Origin of the sequence: Actinophytocola sp., from assembly GCF_050699935.1 — a bacterium.
Taxonomy (GTDB): Bacteria; Actinomycetota; Actinomycetes; order Mycobacteriales; family Pseudonocardiaceae; genus Actinophytocola.
Genome location: NZ_JBOHGB010000011.1, coordinates 16407 through 35413, shown reverse-complemented (window position 1 = coordinate 35413; position 19007 = coordinate 16407). Strand labels below are relative to the sequence as shown.

At 71.5% G+C, this 19007-nt stretch carries 11 protein-coding genes and 1 pseudogene; 7 read left to right on the top strand and 5 right to left on the bottom strand.

Features of this window, described 5'->3' with window-relative positions; translation table 11 throughout:
• Positions 1-162: 162 nt before the first annotated feature.
• From ACRDTB_RS06735 to ACRDTB_RS06720, 4 genes and pseudogenes are all read right to left on the bottom strand, one after another.
• Positions 163-3087 (bottom strand): helix-turn-helix transcriptional regulator, encoded by a 2925-nt coding sequence (locus ACRDTB_RS06735; protein WP_431429096.1) that lies wholly within the window; start codon positions 3085-3087, stop codon positions 163-165.
• Between the two features lie 31 nt (positions 3088-3118).
• Entirely contained in the window at positions 3119-3349 is a 231-nt protein-coding gene (locus tag ACRDTB_RS06730) for a hypothetical protein (protein ID WP_431429095.1), read from the bottom strand.
• Between the two features lie 53 nt (positions 3350-3402).
• Positions 3403-6150 carry a type 2 lanthipeptide synthetase LanM family protein gene (locus ACRDTB_RS06725; protein WP_431429094.1) on the bottom strand — a complete coding sequence of 916 codons (2748 nt, stop codon included), beginning with the start codon at positions 6148-6150 and terminating at the stop codon, positions 3403-3405.
• A 299-nt stretch (positions 6151-6449) separates the two neighbouring features.
• Positions 6450-6536, bottom strand: a pseudogene (locus ACRDTB_RS06720) (IS5/IS1182 family transposase); the annotation flags it as partial.
• A gap of 910 nt (positions 6537-7446) precedes the next feature.
• Between ACRDTB_RS06720 and ACRDTB_RS06715 the strand changes: the two are divergent.
• Together ACRDTB_RS06715 and ACRDTB_RS06710 are read left to right on the top strand one after the other, a co-directional pair.
• Positions 7447-7581, top strand: a complete 135-nt coding sequence (locus ACRDTB_RS06715; RefSeq protein ID WP_431429093.1) for a hypothetical protein — start codon at positions 7447-7449, stop codon at positions 7579-7581.
• A 70-nt stretch (positions 7582-7651) separates the two neighbouring features.
• A complete protein-coding gene (locus tag ACRDTB_RS06710) occupies positions 7652-10201 on the top strand; it encodes a lanthionine synthetase LanC family protein (RefSeq protein ID WP_431429092.1) in 2550 nt (849 codons plus the stop codon).
• Positions 10202-10209: 8 nt separating this feature from the next.
• Here the strand turns inward: ACRDTB_RS06710 and ACRDTB_RS06705 are convergent, their stop codons facing one another.
• Complete coding sequence (locus ACRDTB_RS06705) at positions 10210-10470, bottom strand: hypothetical protein (RefSeq protein ID WP_431429091.1); 261 nt, start codon at positions 10468-10470, stop codon at positions 10210-10212.
• A gap of 354 nt (positions 10471-10824) precedes the next feature.
• Here ACRDTB_RS06705 and ACRDTB_RS06700 point away from each other — a divergent pair, with 354 nt between their 5' ends.
• Genes ACRDTB_RS06700 through ACRDTB_RS06680 form a run of 5 tightly spaced genes read left to right on the top strand, consistent with a single transcriptional unit; the run spans position 10825 to position 18759 of the window.
• Positions 10825-11526 carry a GNAT family N-acetyltransferase gene (locus ACRDTB_RS06700; protein WP_431429090.1) on the top strand — a complete coding sequence of 234 codons (702 nt, stop codon included), beginning with the start codon at positions 10825-10827 and terminating at the stop codon, positions 11524-11526.
• Positions 11519-13390, top strand: coding sequence for a hypothetical protein (locus tag ACRDTB_RS06695; RefSeq protein ID WP_431429089.1), 1872 nt, complete (start codon positions 11519-11521; stop codon positions 13388-13390). Before ACRDTB_RS06700 ends, ACRDTB_RS06695 begins: the two co-directional genes overlap by 8 nt.
• Positions 13377-15131 (top strand): alpha/beta hydrolase family protein, encoded by a 1755-nt coding sequence (locus tag ACRDTB_RS06690; protein WP_431429088.1) that lies wholly within the window; start codon positions 13377-13379, stop codon positions 15129-15131. The genes ACRDTB_RS06695 and ACRDTB_RS06690 overlap by 14 nt, the downstream gene beginning before the upstream one ends.
• Positions 15128-16987 carry an ATP-binding cassette domain-containing protein gene (locus ACRDTB_RS06685; RefSeq protein ID WP_431429086.1) on the top strand — a complete coding sequence of 620 codons (1860 nt, stop codon included), beginning with the start codon at positions 15128-15130 and terminating at the stop codon, positions 16985-16987. The genes ACRDTB_RS06690 and ACRDTB_RS06685 overlap by 4 nt, the downstream gene beginning before the upstream one ends.
• Complete coding sequence (locus ACRDTB_RS06680) at positions 16984-18759, top strand: ABC transporter ATP-binding protein (RefSeq protein ID WP_431429085.1); 1776 nt, start codon at positions 16984-16986, stop codon at positions 18757-18759. The genes ACRDTB_RS06685 and ACRDTB_RS06680 overlap by 4 nt, the downstream gene beginning before the upstream one ends.
• Positions 18760-19007 lie beyond the last annotated feature (248 nt).

The following is a 19007-nucleotide window of genomic DNA, read 5'->3' as shown; positions in this document are numbered from 1 at the left end:
GCGCCAACAGATCAATCCACAAACACCATCTACCGGGCGGGGCGACCGCGTTGTCTCACCGACGTCATGGCGCGGCAGACCGGGAACGCGAGCGGGCAACTGCCGCCCGCCGGTGACCTGGTCCTCACCTGTTACGCGTGTGGCTTCCGGCTGGTGACGTCGTTACTGCTTGTGTCCCAATGCGCTGGTGGCGAGTTTGCTGAGGGCGAGTCGGTTCGCGAGGCCGGTCTTGGCCAGCAGGCTCGAGACGTGCTTCTCCACGGTGCGGCGGGAGACGTGCAGGTATGCCGCGATCTCGTTGTTTGCCAGGCGATCCCCGAGTAGGCGGAGGACCTCGTACTCCCGCACCGTCACCCCGGCCACCCTCAGACGATCGGGGACCTCATGGGTGCCGGACCGCCGCTGCGGGATGCGCAGTCCCATCTGACGCAGCTGCGCGCGGCACGCTCCCGCGACAGCCGGCACGCCGGCGTTGTGGAAGTACAGTTCCGCGGCGCGCAGCCAAGTCTCCGGGCTGCCCCAGCCGTCGCGTGCCGCCGCCTCGCCCACCAGGCGCAGGCCGAGGTGGCGGGCCATCGGGTACAGCTCGCCCACGCGCTGGCTCTCGGCCAGGGCCGCCTCGGCGCGTTCGAGGTCGCCCTGGCGACCGGCCAGGACGGCGTCGGCGAGCAAGGCGAAGTGGTTGTCCCACCGGAACCCGGCGGACGGGCTCGCGATCGTCTCCTGGTACCCGGCCCGGGTGAGGGTGCCCTCCAGCGCGCGAAGGAGCAGGTCCAGGCCGTAACGGCCGGTGAGGTGGAAGGTGGTCGGGATGGCCTGCTCGGCGGTCAGCGCGGCGGCGAGGTCCCGGCGGGTGCCGTCCTGGTCCTCCTCCAGCAGTGAGCAGAACGCGTCGGCCAGGCCGTGCAGCCGCGGCACGTGCTGGGACAGGTCACCGCCCAGCCCGGACAGCTGCTCCCGCGCCGCGACCAGGTCGACCCGGTCACCGCGGTGTCCGGCCAGGATCGCGCGCAGGACGAGCATGAACTGGTGGATCTCCAGCAGACCCAGCCGGGCGGCGGCCGAGGACACGTCGTCGATCAGCGCGCCGGCGGCCGCGAACTCGCCGCGCAGCACCAACTGCAGGCCCAGGTTGACCTCGGACTGGTAGCGCGCGACCACCGCGCCGATGCGCGAGGCGAGGTCCCTGGCCTGCTCCAGCCGCGCGACGTCACCGTCCCGCAGGGCGTCGTCGAGGCCGAGCCGGACCAGGGCGTGGATCTCCCAGATCGGCAGGCCGTGGACGATCGCGAAGGCCCGGCTCTGCTCCAGGTACTCCGTGGCCCGCCGCGGGTCGTGCCGCTTGGTCAGGGCACCGAGCAGCTGCCACGCCTGGCAGGCGACCTCGGGCAGCGGGATCCGCTCGGCGATGGTCGCCGCGCGCAGGGCCGTGGCCTCGGCCCGTTCCAACCGGCCGGGGTCGGCCTGGTCGAGCTCCAGGTGCGCGGCGACCACGTCGATGGGCGCGCTGTCCTCGGGCGCCGCATCCGGGCCGAGCAGAGCTCGGGCGATGCGCACCTGAGCGAGGCCGTCGTCCGTGCGGCCCGCCAGGTTCGCCGCCCACGCGAGCCGAGTGTGCAGCCGCGCGCGGTGGACCCGGTCCAGGTTCGCGCTCACCTCGTCGAACGTGGCGCCGATGGTCAGGGCCTGATCCATCCGCCCGGCCTCGGTGAGCGCCAGCAGCTGGGTCTCGAGCGCCTCGAACCGGCGGGCCGGGTCGTGCACCAGCAGCTCCAGCGACCGGTCGAGCAGGGTGACGGCCGACTGGGCGGCACCCTGGGCCAGGGCGCGACGGCCCGCCTCGGCGTAGAGGGCCCCGGCATCGGCCAGCTGGCCGGCCGTCTCCCGCAACCGTGCGCACAGGTGGCACCAGTCGCCGGGGACCCCGGGGTGAAGCGACTCCACGGCGTCGGCCGCCTGCCGAGCCAGGTCGGCCTGGGTCCGCTCGGGGAGCAGGGTCAGCAAGGCGTCGACGATGAGCGCGTGATTGAACAGGTACCAGTCGGGGGTGTGCGGGTCCGGCCCGAGCAGGTGGGCCACCGGCTCGCTCTGCATGTGCCGCAACAGGGTCCGGTAGTCCAGGCCGGTGACATCCCGCACGACCGTGAGCGGGAACCGCAGCCCGATGACCGCCGCGACCGACACGAACTCCCGGGCCTCCTGGCCGAGCCGGTCGAACCTGGCGGCGATGCCCTGCACCAGCGCGGGCGGTGGGGAGGAACTGGTCGTCTCGCCCATGGTCCACCCGCTGTCGGTGCGCACCAGCCGGCCCTGCGACACGATCTCGTCCGCCAGCTCCTCGACCAGGAACGGCAGGCCGACGCTGCCGGCCCACAGCAGCTCCACGGCGGCCTCGGGCAGCTCGGCCGGCGACCCGTCAGCGTCGCCGAGGCACACGCCGGCGAGCACGGCGACGTCTCGCCGCGGCAACCGCTTCAGCTCCAGCATGGTGGCCGCGGCCCGCCGGCTCGCCGCGCGGGCGAAGCGGAGGGCGTCGCAGTCCTCGTCGCGGATCGTGCCGAGCAGCAGGGTGGGCTGGTGGGTGATGTTGTCGATCACGTACTCGAGCGCCGCCAGGGTGTCCGGGTCCGCGTACTGCAGGTCGTCGACGACGACCGCGCAGCCGCCGGAGCGGCCTACGAGCTCGGTCAGCCGGAGCACGCCCTCGGCGAGCAGGATCAGAGAGCCGCTGGACGTGTCGTCGGCGGGGGTGCCCCAGTCCGGGTTCAGCCGGGCCAGCGCCGGCCGGTAGGGACCGAGCGCGTCGATGTCGATCGTGGTGCCCATCCGCTGGAGGGAGAGCAGCGCCTCGTTGAGACAGCGGAACGGGATCGTCCGGCTCATCGCGCTGCCCCGGCCGCGCATGATGCTCATGTTGGCCACGTAGGCCAGGTCGGTCGCGACGGAGGCGAGGCGGGACTTGCCGATCCCCGCCTCGCCGGTCAGGAACAGCACCTGACCCCGTCCTCGTGTCACCTCGTCCAGGGCGCTGCGGAAGACCCCTATCTCGTAGTCGCGGCCGACGACGGTTGGTGAACGGTGTCCCACAGCCAGGGGACACTACGTGAACGGCGATCTACTAATCGGATTCTTCGGGACAACAGGTCGACCCCAGCGGCCATCCGGTGCCCGACACGACCGTGTCGATCGGGTCGTCGACAGGAGCCCCGGCGTCGCTGCCCGCGGCGGCGGCGATCGCCCCGGCGGACAGAACGACCCCAGTCAGCGCGGCGATGCGCAGTCCCACGGCCTGGACGCCACGGCGGGACGCGGGCTTCTGGTGCCGGTCGTGGTTCTCCGGTTGTGCCATCTCTCTTCTTCTCCTGTCGTTGTTTCCTTCGTACTCCGGAATGTCCCGGAGGATCAGGTGTGGTGCGGCGGGGTGGGCCGCAGCAGCAACGCCGAGGGCACCCACTCGGGGAAGCCGACGCGCAGCAGGCCATAGCCGATGCCCGACCAGCCGGACAACAGTCCCGGCGTCGGCACCCGGTCCGGGGTGGCGCACCGTGGACCGTCGCGGCGCAGCATCGCCAGAGCCCGCCCGGCCTGCCGGCGGACCACGGCTGGGTGGTGGTCCGGTTCGCCGGCCGCGGAGGCGCTCAGCAGCAGGTCCGCGCGGCCGAGCTCGCCGTGGCACAGAGTCAGGTCGGCCAGGTTCGGTGAACCGGCTGCGGGGTCGGTCGGGTCACTGACGCCGTGCCGGCACCACTCGAGAGTCGACGGTGCCGCCGGGTCCACCAGCCGGTGCGCGCAGTCCTCGGCCAGTTCACGTGCCGGCGCGCAGCCGATCTCCTCGTCCACGGCGCGCAGCGCGGCCGCGCACCCGGCCAGGCCGTCGGCCCAGCCGGTGGGCCCGTCCACGGCCGCGGCCCGCGCGGCGAGCGGGACGGCGGCCCTGGCCCACCCGGCGACATCGTCGTCGCCCAGCACGGTGGCCAGCCGGGCGAGGGCGTAGGCGATGCCGCCGAACCCGGTCAGCCCACCCGCGCCGACGGCAGTCACCAGCTCCGGCTGGTCGTCCAGCCCACGCAGCAGGTCGGGCAGCGGGTCGAGCGCGTGCCGGGCGACCTCCAGATACCGGGACACCGCGCTGATCCGGCCGAGCTGGGCGAGGAAGAGCGCGACTCCCGTGTACCCGTGCGCGAAACCGGCCCCCATGGGCAGCACCAGCCACCGGGTGTCGTCGACGGGTTCCAGCCCGAGCCAGTTCACCCGGTCCGCGCCGTAGGTCGCGGAGACCACCAGGTCGGCGACGGAGCACGCGGCGGAGAGCAGCTCGTCGGTGCCGACCGCGGTCACCGCGACCGGCGCGGTCACCGGGGCGGGCACGGCCACGGCGGTGCGCCGGCTGGCCAGCGACGCGGCGATGATCCACTCCTGGTCCCGGCGGTCGAACTCGTCGAGCGCCGCCAACCTGGCGAGGACGTCCACCAGCCCGGAGCGGCCGAACACCCCCGTCAGGTTCAGGTCGCCGCCGCGGAGTCCGCGCTCGTCCGCGCGCGTGGTGAACAGCGGGATGTCGCCGACGGCCAGGTCGGTCACCTCCTGCTCGACCAACGCCCCCGGTAGCTCGGGGGCGGCCAGTGCCGTCCGCAGGTGGTGGTCCCGGTCGTGCGTGTCGCGCAACGCGTCCGGGCCGGTGGACCCGGCGAGGGCGGAGGCGTAGTGCCGGGTGGGTCGCACCACCACCCGTACCGGGAGTTCGGCGTGCGCCAGCACGGTCCGCGCGAACTCCTCCCGGTGCCCGGCGACCGCCTCGTAGACGGCGCCGAACCCGGCCAGCACGGCCGGCGCGTGGTCGGCGACCTCGACCGGACGGCCCGCCCACCGCGGGCGGTTGAGCCCGCCTCGGACCCGGCCGGCGCGGCGCACCCGGCGCATCCGGTCGATGCCCGCGTCCGACCAGCCGGCCACCTCGGCGTACGTCGGCTGCCCGGCGTCGCCGCCGACCCCGGAGACGTCGGTGAGACCGTGCCGCCCGGCGGCGGCGGGCAGCATGCCGGTGCGGGCGACCGAGTCGGCGAGCGCCATGGCGGCCGGGTCGGGACCGCCGTGACCGAGCCGAGGGTGGAACAGCGTCTCGACGTCGACGACCATCGGCTGGTCGCCCAGCGCGACCAGGTTCTCGTGGTGCATGTCGGTAGCGCTCAGCAGGTGCAGCAGCGCGAGCAGCCCGCCCACCCGGCGGTAGTAGGTCGTCGCCCGCTCGAGCGCGGGCAGCGGCTCGGGGCGCACGTGGGCGGTCCAGCCGTACCCGTCGCCTGCCACGGCGGGCACGGTCCGCAGCCCGAGCCCCGACACAAGCCCGTTGGTCAGGTCGACCATGCGGGACAGGAAGAGGTGGGCGTCCACGCCGCGCGGCTTGTAGACGATCCGGGCCCCGTCGGCGAGCTCGACGACGCTGGTCGCCCGGCCGCCCCGATGCCGGTCACCGCCGGGACACACAGCGGTCACCGCCGCGGGGGGCCCGTCGAGCACGTTGCCGGCGAGGAGATCCCGGTCGGCGGCGAACCGGCCGAGCAGCTCCGCCGTGGCGCCGACCGCCGCGGCGCACTCCCGGGCGGCCAGCCGCGCGAGCACGGGGTAGCGGACGACGAGGTCCGCCACCCCGGCCGGAGTCGCCCATCGGCGCGCGAAGTCCACGAATCGCGCCCGGCCGTCCTCGCCGGTGAGTGAGCCCGCGTCGCGGCACCGGTGCAGCTCGTGCACCAGCACGGGGGCCGCGAGCGACACCAGGCGGCGGGAGAGCTCCCCAGTGAACGCCGACCGCAGCGCGGCGCGGTCGACCGCGGTGTCCGGCAGGTCCGCCAACGCCGTGTCCAGGCGGCGGACCGCGTTGTCGGCCCACGGCGCCACAACGGGTGCGAGGTCGTCGCGCCAGTCGCCGGACCCGGCCGGTATCCGGCTGGCCCGCGCCGCCCGGCGGAGTGCGTGCTCGACGTCGGCGACCCAGCCCGGTACCGCCACCCCGTCGGACGCGGCGCGCTCCGCCGCGGTCAGCGCCGGCTCGTACCACCGCCCGGGCAGCGCCGCCGCCGGTGCGGCGACGCGCGCGGGGGAGCCGGGCACGGTCACGTGGCGCATGCTCGCACGACGGGTACCGGCGGTCATGGGTGGACCTCACGACCATTCACGTCTTCACCGGTACCGCCGCGGGGCACGGTCCGCCCGGTGATCCCCGGCACTCCCGCACCCTCGCCGAACGGCTCGTCGACCGCCCGTTCGCCGACCGAATTCGGGTGAGCCGTACCGATGCCGCCGGACGGGCTCCGACGAGAACGTGCCCGCATCGACCACACTTCGTCCGCGGGCCATATTTCGACTCGCGTTAGCGAGTCCGTGCTAGGGCCCCGTCCTCAAAGCCAGAGGGTGAGGGTGCGAGGTCGATCATGGCTTGATGGGACGTGGCAGTCGTATCGGGTGGCAATGGCCCGGAACTGTTTGAGGCGTTGGAAGCAGCCTTCGACGACGTTGCGGCGACGGTAAGCAGTCCGGTCGAAGGTGGGTAGTCGGTCTGCCGGCAGACCCGCGTCGGGCTCCCTGACGCGAAAGCCGACGCCGCCTTCAATCTCATTCGCCCGCCGCAGCTCAGCCACCTCGCGCCGCAGCCCCTTCGACTCCGCGGACTCCCCGCACATGACGCCATCTCGGAGGTCCAGTATCTCGCCTCCAGCCCGCAGCAGCACCATCCCGACCCCATGGACCCCGAACCCAGCAGCCGCCACCAGCAGCTGACCACCGGGCAAGACACGTGGAGCGCCCGGTGCGGAGAAATTCGCACGCCGGGTGCGGCGGGCGGGCCGAGGAAACCCACCGGGAGCAATCCCAGCAGGGCGCCTCGGTCCGACCCAACTGATCAAACAATGGCCGTCCATGATCAACAGGTTGTCCGGCCAACCCCAGAACGTCAAATCTCAAGCTAGACGCATCGGCGCCCACACCACTGGTGAAAGACGCGGCCGCTCCGTCATGCGTGGTTCTCACCACCGTTCTGTCCGAACGCAAGCCGGCGGCACTCGATCGGGGACGACGGCGGCGAGGAGAGCGGTCACCTCGGACCAATGGGTATCCGGTGGTGGGCATGCGTCGGGCGCCGGTCGTATCCGCCGCGCACCGGACACGACCGGACATGGGAGTACCTCCCACCTTTCGTAATTCGACAGGTCAGCGGCCTCGGCCGGGCGCCTCGTATCCGAGTCCGCAGTGACGACCGTGGCGACGGCACGAACAGAGCCGGCCCAGACGGCACGGACCGCCGCGAATGTGGGTGAGGCGCACCGATGCGCGGCCCGCCCCCGGTTTGTGAAAGTCGTGACGGCCGGGCGGTGCCCGCGACGTGGGACCACGCCGCACCGGTGAACCGGTGATCGGATACGCCGGGTGGTAGCCGACAGGGAGGTGAAGAAAATGCCGGAGTCGCAGCCGATGAGCGCAGCGGACCTGCTGAAGCTGGGATACGAGAACGACGCTCTCCTGCTGGAGGACATGTCGCTCTGCTCGAACTGCTCGTGGACCTGCACGGACACCAACGCGCAGAACTAGCGGTCCCCGCACACGGGTTGCTCCGGCCGCACGCCAACCGGGGCAACCCGTCGGACTTGGAGGAGGAAGGGTGGCTGCACCAACGGCCGTCGAACCGGTGAGTGAGTGTGTCGGCGAGCTGCTGAGCTCGCACGGGACCGGCTACGCCCTGCAGAGCGATGCGGCCTGGTGGCACCTCACACCGACCGCGAACCGGAACGACCGCAGGCAGGGCTGGAAGGTGCACGTCAGCGCGTCCCCGCTGACCGCGGTCGAGACGTTGCGCGCGGTCGCGGCGGTGGTAATGCCGAGGGGACACCGGTGGAAGGTGGCACGCTCGGTGTCCGCGCTCGTCGACCTGTGCTCGCCGCCGTCGCCGCTCCCCCAGTCCGGCAAGTTCATCACGGTCTACCTCGACGAGGGTGACCCTGCGGCGCTCGCCGCCGAGCTGCACGACGTCACCAAGCTGTTCAACGCCCCCGTCGTGCCGAGCGACCGCCGATACTGCCGCGGCAGCAACGTTTACCTCCGCTACGGCGCATTCTCCGCGCAGCACACTTACGGCACGGCCGAGCAGACCCAGGTGTGGACCCTCACGGACGACCTGGGCAGGCAGGTCGAGGACCGGCGCGAGCCGGGCAGGTTCGCGCCGAGCTGGGTGCCCGACCTCCCGCTGCCGCCGCTCGACGTCCGGCTCGCTGCCGGCCCCGGATTGTTCGGGCGAGGGATCACTGTGCTCGGCGTGCTGAGCCAGTCCGTCAAAGGCGGCGTGTACCGGGTGCGGTACGGGGGCGAACAGGCGGTGCTGAAGGAGGCACGCTTCGGTACCTGCCCCGATCTGACAGGGCGGGACGCCCGGTCATCCCTTTACAACGAGTGGGAGATACTGCGCCTGCTGAAGGGCACCGGGCTCGCACCGGAGCCGATCGCGTTCTTCTTCGAAGAGGACAACGCCTACCTGGTCGAGGAGTTCCTCCCCGGCCGCACACTCCGGGAGACGGTCGACCGGCTCAACTACCGGGGCGCGATCGACGCGGCCACCCTGACCGGCATCGCCCGCAACGTGCGTGAGCTGGTCGCGGCGGTGCGCGCACGCGACGTGATCCAGTACGACCTCACGCCCAACAACATCATGGTCGACGGGAACCGTTACCGCGTCATCGATCTTGAGCATGCCGGGACCTCCGGCTCGCCGGAGCCGCGAATGCGGGGCTGGACACCGGGATACTCGCCCGACGAGACGCCTGGCCGGTCCGTCGAGTCGTTCGACTTGGACTTCCCCCTGGCCGCGCTGGAGCACTTCGTGTTCACCGGCGCTGATCCCTTCATCGCGCGTTCGGTGCCTTATGCCCAGCATGCCGCAGCCGTTCTGGACACCTTCGCGCCGGCCGAGATCGACACCTCGGCAACGCGCGATGGCCTGGCCGCCCCGGCCATCGCGCTACGCACCGACCCGGATGCCGACCGCGTGCTGGAGGAGGCGACACTGGCCGGCCGCGAACTGGTGCGCCTGGTGGACTGGGAGCGTCGCCCGTGGCCCTGGCCGGGCCGATGGGCTCCCGGCAAGACACACCCGGTTTCCTTTATGGCCGGGACTTCTGGCATCGCCCGGTTCTTCCTGGACCTGTGGCGGGCAAGCGGGGACCAGGACTGGCTCGGACATGCCGAGGACCTCATCGCGTGGTCGGCCGCGGCCGAGCCGTTCGTCGTAGGGCGCACTCCCCCGGGGCTGTACTTCGGGTTTGGCGCCCTGCCGTGGCTCATGGCCGATCTCATCCAGGCCGGCCGCGCCCAGGATGTGTGGCAGCGCCGCGCGCTCGCGTTGACCGCCGCCGTAGCGACTGCCGACCCCGCGAGCTGGGATATCACACACGGGTGGGCAGGAATCGGGCTGGCGCAGCTTGCGGTACTGCGTGCCACCGGGGACCACGACTGTCGCGCGGCCGCCGAACGGACGCTTCGCCGCGTACTCGACGGCGCGACATCCCTGAACGGGGTTCCCAGTTGGGACAAGCGGGGCCACCGGTTCCACGGGTTCGCCCACGGCGACGCCGGGGTCGCGTATTACCTGCTCCACGCTGGGAGGGACTTGGGTAACTCCGCTGCGGTTGAGCTAGCCACGACCGTCGCGCACGGGCTGCTGACGATCGCGACGCCGGTGGCGGACGGCCGCGCGATCTCCTGGCGGCATCGCGACGGCAGCGACACCGTCTGGTCGCACTGGTGCAACGGTGCGGCCGGCGTCGGCGGGTTCCTCGCGGCGCTCGGGTCGGCCACGGGTGATGAGGAGATCAGCGCCGCCGCGGTGCGAGCTGGGCGCGCGATCACCCTGACGCGGCCGTTCGGAAGCTGCTGCCGCTGCCACGGGCTAGCCGGTGACGGGGACTTCCTGCTCGACGTCGCCGCGTTGCCCGGTCATCGCGAGGAGTTTCACGCCAGCGCGCGGTACATCGGCCGCAAGCTCGAGGCCCTGAAGTTCGACGACGGCACCGCCCCGAAGTGGGGGCACGAAGGCGACGGCGAGCCAAGACCGGGCTTCATGCGCGGTTATACCGGCATCCATTCGTTCCGGCTGCGCCTGCACGGTCACCTGAACCAGGCGCCGCTGATGCTGCCCGTCGACCCCGAGGGGGCTCTCTAATGCGTTTGTCAAGCGGCGTTAACGGAGTGGCCGGGCTCGAATGGGCGTCGGGTGCGCAGGAGTGCGTGCAGGACGTTGACCCGGCGGCGTGCCAGGGCGAGAACGGCTTGGTGGTGGGCTTTACCTTCGGATCGGTTGGGGATCAGCTCGGTGATCGTCTGTGGGGTGTGATCCACCCGATGGCTGGACAGCACCGTCCCGGTCCCCCGGACCTTGATCGCGGCCCAGTGGATCTCCTTGGCGACATCGTTGCCCACCCCGGCGGGCATGCGTTTTCTCCTCTCTCGACAGCATGACCGTGCAGCCTCTTCCCGCCGTCCTTGCCCTGCACAGCGATTGATCGCAGTCCCGAACCAGCGGTCAAGAAAAGCGGCTGAGCCTCCTTGGCCATCAAGTGCAGCCATCGTGAAAGCCATACCCGCACCACCCGCACACCTCGATCGTCTCGAACGGCCGGAAGAACATCTGAAAGGTAGGGCGTTGTGTTCGATGTAGGTGTGCGGAGTCGGCGGGCGGAAAGCGCGGTCGACGGCACAGGGTCCACGACCATCGAGTTGTTCCCGTACTGGGGCGACAGCCGCAGAGTGATCGTCCGGCGCGCCGGACGGACCGTATTCGCGTGTGTGGCCACACCGAGGACACCAACCTGGTGGTTCCTCGAGGACTGTGTGCCGCGCCAGGACAGCCCGCAAGCGGCGGCGGACCTGGCGCAGGTGTGTGAACACCTTCTCGTCGAGCACGCCGTGACCGACGTGATCTCGATCCATCCCGAGTCCTGGACCGAGAAGCTGGTGGCCGCGGGCGCGGACCGGCTGCAGCGGATGATCCACCTGTCGTTGCGGCTGGAGGCGAACCTGCTGGGCATGCACCAGAGGCCACTGCCCGACGGGTACCGGATCGAACCGCTGCTCCTGCCCGAGGACGATCCCGGCCCACTGAGTGTGCTGAGCCACGAGGACCGCCGGACCGAGGACCTGCGCGTGTGGGAGGACGCCCTGTCCGGTTGCTACGGCCCGGTCATCCCCGAGGGGAGCCGGATGGCCGTTTCCTTGGACGGGCTGCATGCCGCGGTCGTGGTGACATCGCACCGCGGTAGCCCGTTCGTCGCGAACATCGCGACGGCCCCTGGGGAACGTGGCCGGGGCTTCGGCCACGCGGTGCTCGTGGACGCCATGGCGGGCCTGGCCGCCGCTGGCCACACCGACTGCGAACTGAGCGTCGTCGAGGACAACTGGGTCGCGCACCGGATGTACCGCTCCATCGGCTTCCACGCCCACCGGCCGGTCTCGCAAGTGAGTTGGTTTAGGAGGTCCACCGATGCATAGCGTCCGGCTGAACCCGGTCGCCGAAGTGGTCATCGGCACCGCGTGCCGCGTCAGCCACCGATCGCCCGCGCTGAGCGTACTCACCGTCCCTTCCGAGCACGCCCCGCACGTGCTGCACGACCTCGTCGCGGCTCTCGGCGGCGACGGGGTGCGGTACTACCTCTCCGGCGGCGCAGGCCGCTTCACCCGCCCCGTGTGGGGGTTCGGGGCGAATGCCGCCGTCCGGGACGTGCGGACCGCGCCGCCGACCGACCTGACGATCACGCTGGGGGTGCTGCACGCCCGCGAGGCGCGGGAGGCCGCCGCCGACGAAGAGCTCCAGCGCATCCGGTCCTGGTTCGACCGGGCCGAGGGGGAGCCTCGGGTGCTGTTGCTGGAAACCCTTGGCACACCGGCGAAAGACGACATCGCGTTCTGGCAGGCGTGCCGGCTCCGCCACGCGCGGCACGCCACGCAGTCGATCGTCGTCCTGCGACACGAGCAGGCGCAGGCCGGCATCGGTCCCGTCGAGCCGCAACTCGCCGAGCTGCTCATGGCGCTGAGCCTGGCCGGAGATCACGTCCGCGGCACGGAACTCGCCCGCTGGCAGGCCCTGCGCGGCTGGGACCCGACGCTGGTCGATGCAGCGACCTCGATCCGGCGGCTCGGCGCGGACCTGGTGTACACGCATGCCCGCGTCGAGCAGCATCGGCATGCCGAACGCCTGGTCGGCACGGAGGACCCGGGGCTCGTCAGCGAGCTCGCGGCGATGGTCTTGTCCGGCCAGGCCGTGCCGTCACTGCCCGTGGCAGCGCTAATCGAGGACCCGGCGGCCGCGCTCGCGGCGTTCAGTCCGCACGCCTGCGCGGCGGAGGTGAATCGCCGCGGGATGTCCCGGTATGCGGGGAACCTCTACCGTCGCGGCCGCGCGGGCGGCTGGGCCCGCATCGCCCGTCCCGTCGGGACCGCCGCCTACCTCGCGGCCATGGTGGCCGACCACCGCCGAACCACGGCGCACGCCTCCGTCCTGCTCGACCAGGCGGAACGGCACGGAGTCGGGCTCGAAGCACGCGCCGTTCTCGCGTATGGAATCGGTCAGTATCTGGTCAAGGACAAGGATCCGGCGTTGCGGTCGGCCGGGGTGCGGATGTTTGACCGCGTCCGCGACTGGCGGACGACGGCGCAGGACAGCGACCGGGAGTCAGGCGGCAGCCAGGTCGCGGCGTCGTTCAACGGTGCCGCACTCGCCTTCTACCGGGACGGTGATGTGGAGGTCGCGGCCGAGGTGATGAAAGCCGGGCTGCAGGCACTGCACGAGCCAGGTGTGCTGGACCGGGGCCACCTCTACGACCAGCACGTGCTTCTGCTGACCAACCTGGCCAAGGTCCGCCGACGGGATCCGTGGACTCGGTCGCAGGCCCTGACTGATCTGCGCGAGGCCTGGCGGGTCGCGCTGGACGCCGATCTGCTCGCCAGCGCGCTCTACGTCGCGGCCGACCTGGTGCGGGCGCTGGTGGAGACCGGGGAACGTGCCGAGGCGGAGGAGATCGCCCGCGAACTGCTGCTCCGGTACGACCGGGCCCGCGAGACCGCGCGGGCCAGCGAACGCGCGGTGGTCGCCGCCTGCTGGTACCTCGCCGACCACGACCTGGATGCCGGGGAGGTCCGGTCGGCGGCCACCTGGTACCTGGAGGCAGCCCGACGGATGCGACGCGGTGGGCCAGAGGTTATCGACGCGATCATCCGCAACCTGCGCGGACAGCAGAAGCCGCCGCAGGACGTGCTCGTGGAGCTGGACCATGAGCTGGTGGCGAAGCGCGCACTCGCGGACGATCTCGTCGCGCTGCGCGCGTGCATGCCGGACGAGCGCCGTGCCGTCAGCTGAGGCGGCCGCCACCCGCACGGCCGCCACCAAGACGGCTGCCAGTCGATCCCGTCACGTCGCGGTCGCCACCTGGATGGCCAGCCCGGGCAGGACCGCGGTCGTCGTCACGGCCTCGGCCACTCCGGGCGGCGTCGCCGTGGCGCGGATGGACCCGGACGGCGAGCTCGGGCCGCCCTCGTGGCTGCCCGGTACGGACGGCTACCGTGCCGTCGGCTGGGCCGACGAGGACGTCGCCGTTTTGCGGCGCGGCGATGGACGGGCTACTCGGTTGGCGCTGGTACGGATCAGCGACGAGGCGATCTCGCACCACCAGGTCATCGGTCGGCCGGTCGCCGCACGCATCCGGCAGTCCGGTGGTGCCGAGGTGCTGGTCGCAATGATCGGGCCGGACGGTCCATTGCTGTGCCTGTATCGGCCAGGCAGCGGGAGCTACCAGCCACTGGCGGCCACCGCCGGGACGCAGTCGATGGCCTGCTGGCTCCCCGACGAACACATCATCGCGGTGAACGTCGCCGGCCCGGCCGGGCCGGCGGTGCGGCTCGTCGGCTATGACGACCACGGCAGCACCGAGGTGCCGGTCGCCTGGCCCGCGGGCCGCCGTCCTGTGGCGGCGGTAGGCAACGGGGAAATGCTCGGGCTGACTGGGGTCGACGACGCCGGCGAGTCGGTGCCGGGCACCATGGACCTGCGGACCCGTGCGGTGCGGTGGTTCACCGCGAGCGGTGGCTACTCGACCGCGGACGTGGACCGGTCGGGCACGAGGTTGCTCGCGGTGATCTGGGAGGACCACGGCTACCACTACCGCGTGCTCGACCATACCGGCACCGAGACCGGTCATGTTGAACCCGCCACCGGCCTGGCCACCGACCTGTGCCTGACCGCCGACGGCCATCATGTGATCGGGGGCTTCCAGTCGCCGTCCCAGCCGTTGTCGATCATGCGCTGGGAGCTCGCGACCGGCAACCCGCGGCCGGTGGCGAGCTGGTCCGCCCCGACACAGCCCGCGGCGATCCGCTGGCAGCACCGCCAAGTGGCCGAAATGCCAGAGTGGACGTTCGAACCGGCGGCCGCCGGGCATGGCAGCGTCGTGGTGTACCTGCACGGTGGCCCGCACATCAGGCTCAACCAGAGCTACGAGCCTGTGATCGCCGCGCTCGTCGCCGACGGGTGGACCGTCCTCGGCCTGAACTACCCCGGCAGCGCCGGGTACTCCGCGGAGTACAGGGACATGACGGTCGGCGACTGGGGCGGCGTTGACCTCGACGCCGTCATGAGCCGGGTGATGGCACTACGCGCGGAGTCGCCGCAGCGACCTATCTGCCTGTACGGCAGCAGTTACGGCGCCTATCTGACGCTACTGGCGTGCGCCGGCGCGGTCCCCGTGGACGCGGCCGCGGTCTGGGCGCCGATCACCGATCTCGTGCGGCTGCTGGAGTCCGCGACCGGCACTCGCCGCCGCTGGCTTGAGTCCGAACTCGGTGAGCTGACACGCGAACCCGGCAGGCTGCGCGAACGCAGCCCCGTTCACGGCCGCACCACGCTCGCCTCGGTCCCTCTTCTCATCGGCCACGGCGTCCACGACGACCGATGCCCGGTCGATCAGTCACGCACGCTCGTCGACCTCCTCGGGCACGTGCCGACGCTGCGCTACCTGGAGGACGCGCACGGCTCGCATATGCCGTCGGACTGGGAGCGATGGGCCGGGACCGTCGTCGACCACCTCCGCCGGGTGGCACTGTGACCGCGTCCATCCGTGACCGCCTCGCCTTCCGCCGCACCTTGTGGGTGATGGTGTGGCGTGGCAGCGGCGTGCGTGGGGCACGGGTCGGCCTACTGGTCGTGCTCCAGGGACTCACACCGACCATGGCGATGGTGGCCTCCGGCTTGCTGGTCGCGGCGCTGCCCGGCGCGTTCGGAAGCGGCGAGCTCACATCCGAGGGAGCCGGTCCCGCGATGCTGGGTCTCGCCCTGTTCGGGGGCGCACTCCTGCTCGGCGCTGTGCTCGCGTCGATCGTCGACCACCAAGTCCAGGTTCTCAACGGCAGCTACGCCAGGGCGGTGCACCGCACGGTGACCGCAGCGACGCTGCACGACCCAGGGGTGGCACGGCTGACCGAGCCCGACGTGACCGGTGCCATGGCCGCGCTGGAGGAGTTCGAACGGGTCGACGGTTTCGTCGGCACGATGACCAGCCTGCGCGAGCTGGTGCAGCGCCGGGTGACCGGGATCGGCGCGTTCGTCGTGCTCGCCACCTTCGCCTGGTGGGCCCCGGTGGTGCTGCTTGCCGGCTGGCGCGGACTCAGCTTCGGTGTCCGCCGGTGGACCGAGCACGGCATGCGGCTGGCCTCTGCTGCCGGCTCCGGGGACATGCGCCGCGCGCGCTATTTGCGGACGTTGGCCATGGAACCTGCCGCGGCCAAGGAAGTTCGCGTGTTCGGCCTCGCGGATTGGCTCGTGCGCGGGTACGCCGACACCTACCTCGCCGCGTTGCGCGCCATCTGGCAGCACCGCAGGCTGGGTATGCGAACAGTCGTGGCCGCGACGGGCGGGGTGTTGCTGACGCACCTGATGGTGCTCGGCGTGCTCGGCTCGCAGGCCGCGGACGGCGAGGTGAGCGTCGCCTACCTGGTGGTCTACGTCCAGGCGGTGCTTGGCACCAGCGCGCTTGGCTACGTCTTCGGCGCCGAGGTGCCGCTCGCCCGCGCCCGCGAGGCCGCCGCGCGCGCGCTCGCACTCGAGGAACGGCTGCGCTCCCCCCGTACCGAGCCGGCGCCCCCGGCGCCCCTCACGCGACCGGAGGCGGTCACCGTCCACCTGCGCGACGTGCGGTTCACCTACCCCGGCTGTGACCGGCCGACGCTGGCCGGGCTCGATCTGGTCATCCCATCTGGACAGTCGGTGGCGATCGTCGGCACGAACGGCGCGGGGAAGAGCACCCTGATGAAGTTGCTGTGCGGGCTGTACGAACCCGACGCGGGCCGGATCTCGATCTCCGGGCTGGCCCCGGTGGCCGCGCGCGGGCGCGTCGCCGCGATCTTCCAGCGGTTCACCCGCTACGAACTCCCGTTGCGGGCCAACGTCGGCTTCGGCCACCTCGCGCTCGCCGAGGACGAGCAGGCCCTATCGGCGGCGTTGGCCGACGCGGGGGTCGCGGACCTGCTCACGGCCATGCCGGGCGGGTGGGACACCGTACTCTCGGCCGCCTACCCGGGCGGACGGGACCTGTCCGGCGGCCAGTGGCAGAAGGTCGCGCTCGCCCGGGCGCTCACCGCGGTGCGTGGCGGAGCCGGGCTGCTGATCATGGACGAGCCGACCGCGAGCCTGGACGTGCGAGCCGAGGCGGATCTGTTCGCCCGGTTCATGGCGCTGACCCGCGATGTCACCACGATCCTCGTCTCGCACCGGCTGGCGTCGGTCCGCCTGTCCGACCGCATCGTGGTGATCGCCGACGGGCGAGTCAGTGAGGACGGCACCCACGACGAGCTGATGGCGGCCGGAGGGAACTACGCGACCATGTTCTTCACACAGGCGAGGCGCTTCTCCCCCGGTACCGCGACCGACCCGGCACCGGTCAGCGAAAAAGCGGCGAACCCGTGACTGAGCAGTGGCGAGCGTTGCGGCTCGTGATCGCAACCGCCTGGCGGGTCGACCGCCGACTCACGGTGGCGATGATCGGCGAACCGGTCGGCAACACTCTGGCCCTGCTGTCCGCTCTGTGGCTGGCCGTCCTCACCGACGCGGTGCTGGCCGGCGACGGTCCGATGATCGCCTTCGGTGTGTGCGCCCTGGTCGCCGGGACCGCCCTCGGGTGGCAGCTCAGCCTGTCGAGCAGCCAGTGGCGGATGGTGCTCAGCGAGAAGGTCGCGCACGCGTTCGAGACCGAGATTGCCCGGCTATCCGCCACCCTGCCGACCCTGGAGCACCTTGAACACGCGGAGTTCCACGACCGTCTGGAGCTGCTGCGCCAGCGGCAGGGCCTGCTCGACGACTCCATGAGCATGGTGGCGATGACGTTCAAGGCGCTGTGCGCCGGACTCACGGTGTTCGTCCTGCTCGTGGTCGTGCATCCGCTCATGCTCGGTCTCGTGCTGTTGGCGTTGCCGACGGTCGCCCTCGCCGCCGCGGAACAGCGGTGGCGAGCAGACGCGGAGGATCGCTCGGCGTCGCCCGGGCGGACCGCCCGGCACCTGCGAAGCATGGCCTACGACCAGGACGCGGGCATGGAGATCCGCGTGTTCGGCCTCGCCGGTGAGATCGAGCGGCGCTGCGACCGGGCCTGGCGTGACCACCGCGATCCCCTGGAGCGGGTGGAACGGCGGGTGGCGCTGGTCAACCTTGCTCGGGAGACGGTGTATGTCCTCGGCGTGGTCGGCGCCGTTGGGTTCGTGCTCTGGGAGGTCGTCCGCGGTCGAGCCGCGCCCGGTGACGTCGTGCTGGCCCTGTACCTGAGCCAGCAGGTGCAGTCCGCGGTGATCTGGCCCGTGCAGGCCGTGGCCGGACTCGGGCAGACCCTGCGGACCGCCGCACGGTTTCTCTGGCTGGTCGACTACAGCGCCGAACGGGCCGTCCGGGGACGAGCGGCGCCGCCGGAGATGCTGACCGATGGGATCAGGTTTGAGAACGTGTCCTTCCGGTACCCAGGTTCGTCCACCTGGGTTCTGCGCGACGTGTCGTTGACCATCAAGCCCGGCACCGTGCTGGCGGTGGTCGGGGAGAACGGCGCTGGCAAGACGACCCTGGTGAAGCTCCTGTCCCGGATGTACGAGCCGACCGAGGGACGCATACTCGTGGACGGCGTCGACCTGGCGGCCATCGACGCCGAGGCGTGGCGCCACCGGTTGTCGGCTGTGTTCCAGGACTTCACTCGGTTCGAGTTCACCGCCCGCCATACCGTCGGCGTTGGTGACCTGCCCCGCCGCGACGACACCGGCGCGGTGCGCGCCGCACTATCCAAGGCGGACGCGCAGGACATCCCGGAGCTCCTCCCCGCGGACCTGGACACCCAACTCGGACCGCGCTGGGAGGGTAGCGATCTGTCCACCGGACAGTGGCAGAAGCTCGCGCTCGCCCGCGGCATGATGCGCACGGATCCACTTGTCGTCTTCTTCGACGAACCGACTGCGGCCCTCGACGCGTTCACCGAGCACGCCCAGTTCGAGCGGTACGCAGGGTCGGCTCGCGACGGCGAGCGGCGCGGCATGATCACGATCCTGGTTACGCACCGCTTCTCCACCGTTACCATCGCCGACACGATCGTCGTCCTGAGGGACCAACAGATCGCGGAGCACGGCAGCCACGACGAACTACTTGCCAGGGCCTGCCTCTACGCGGACCTCTACCTGCTGCAGGCGAAGTCGTACGGCCGCTGATGCGCGGTCATCTCCGGCCGAGGCGTCAGGGTTCGACCAGACCCGCGTCACGCCGCTCGCTGTCGAGCGACAACAGACTCAGCCTCACAGTGAGTGGATCGGCCGCAACTCGACCCGCTCCATGCGAAGGGAACTGCCCAGCGACGACCAACACGCTCACCGAACGAAACCCGGTAAGTGCCTTTGCCCGCCGCACGTCCTGGCGAACCACGACGTCGGTGCTGTGCATTCCAGTGATCATGGAGGCC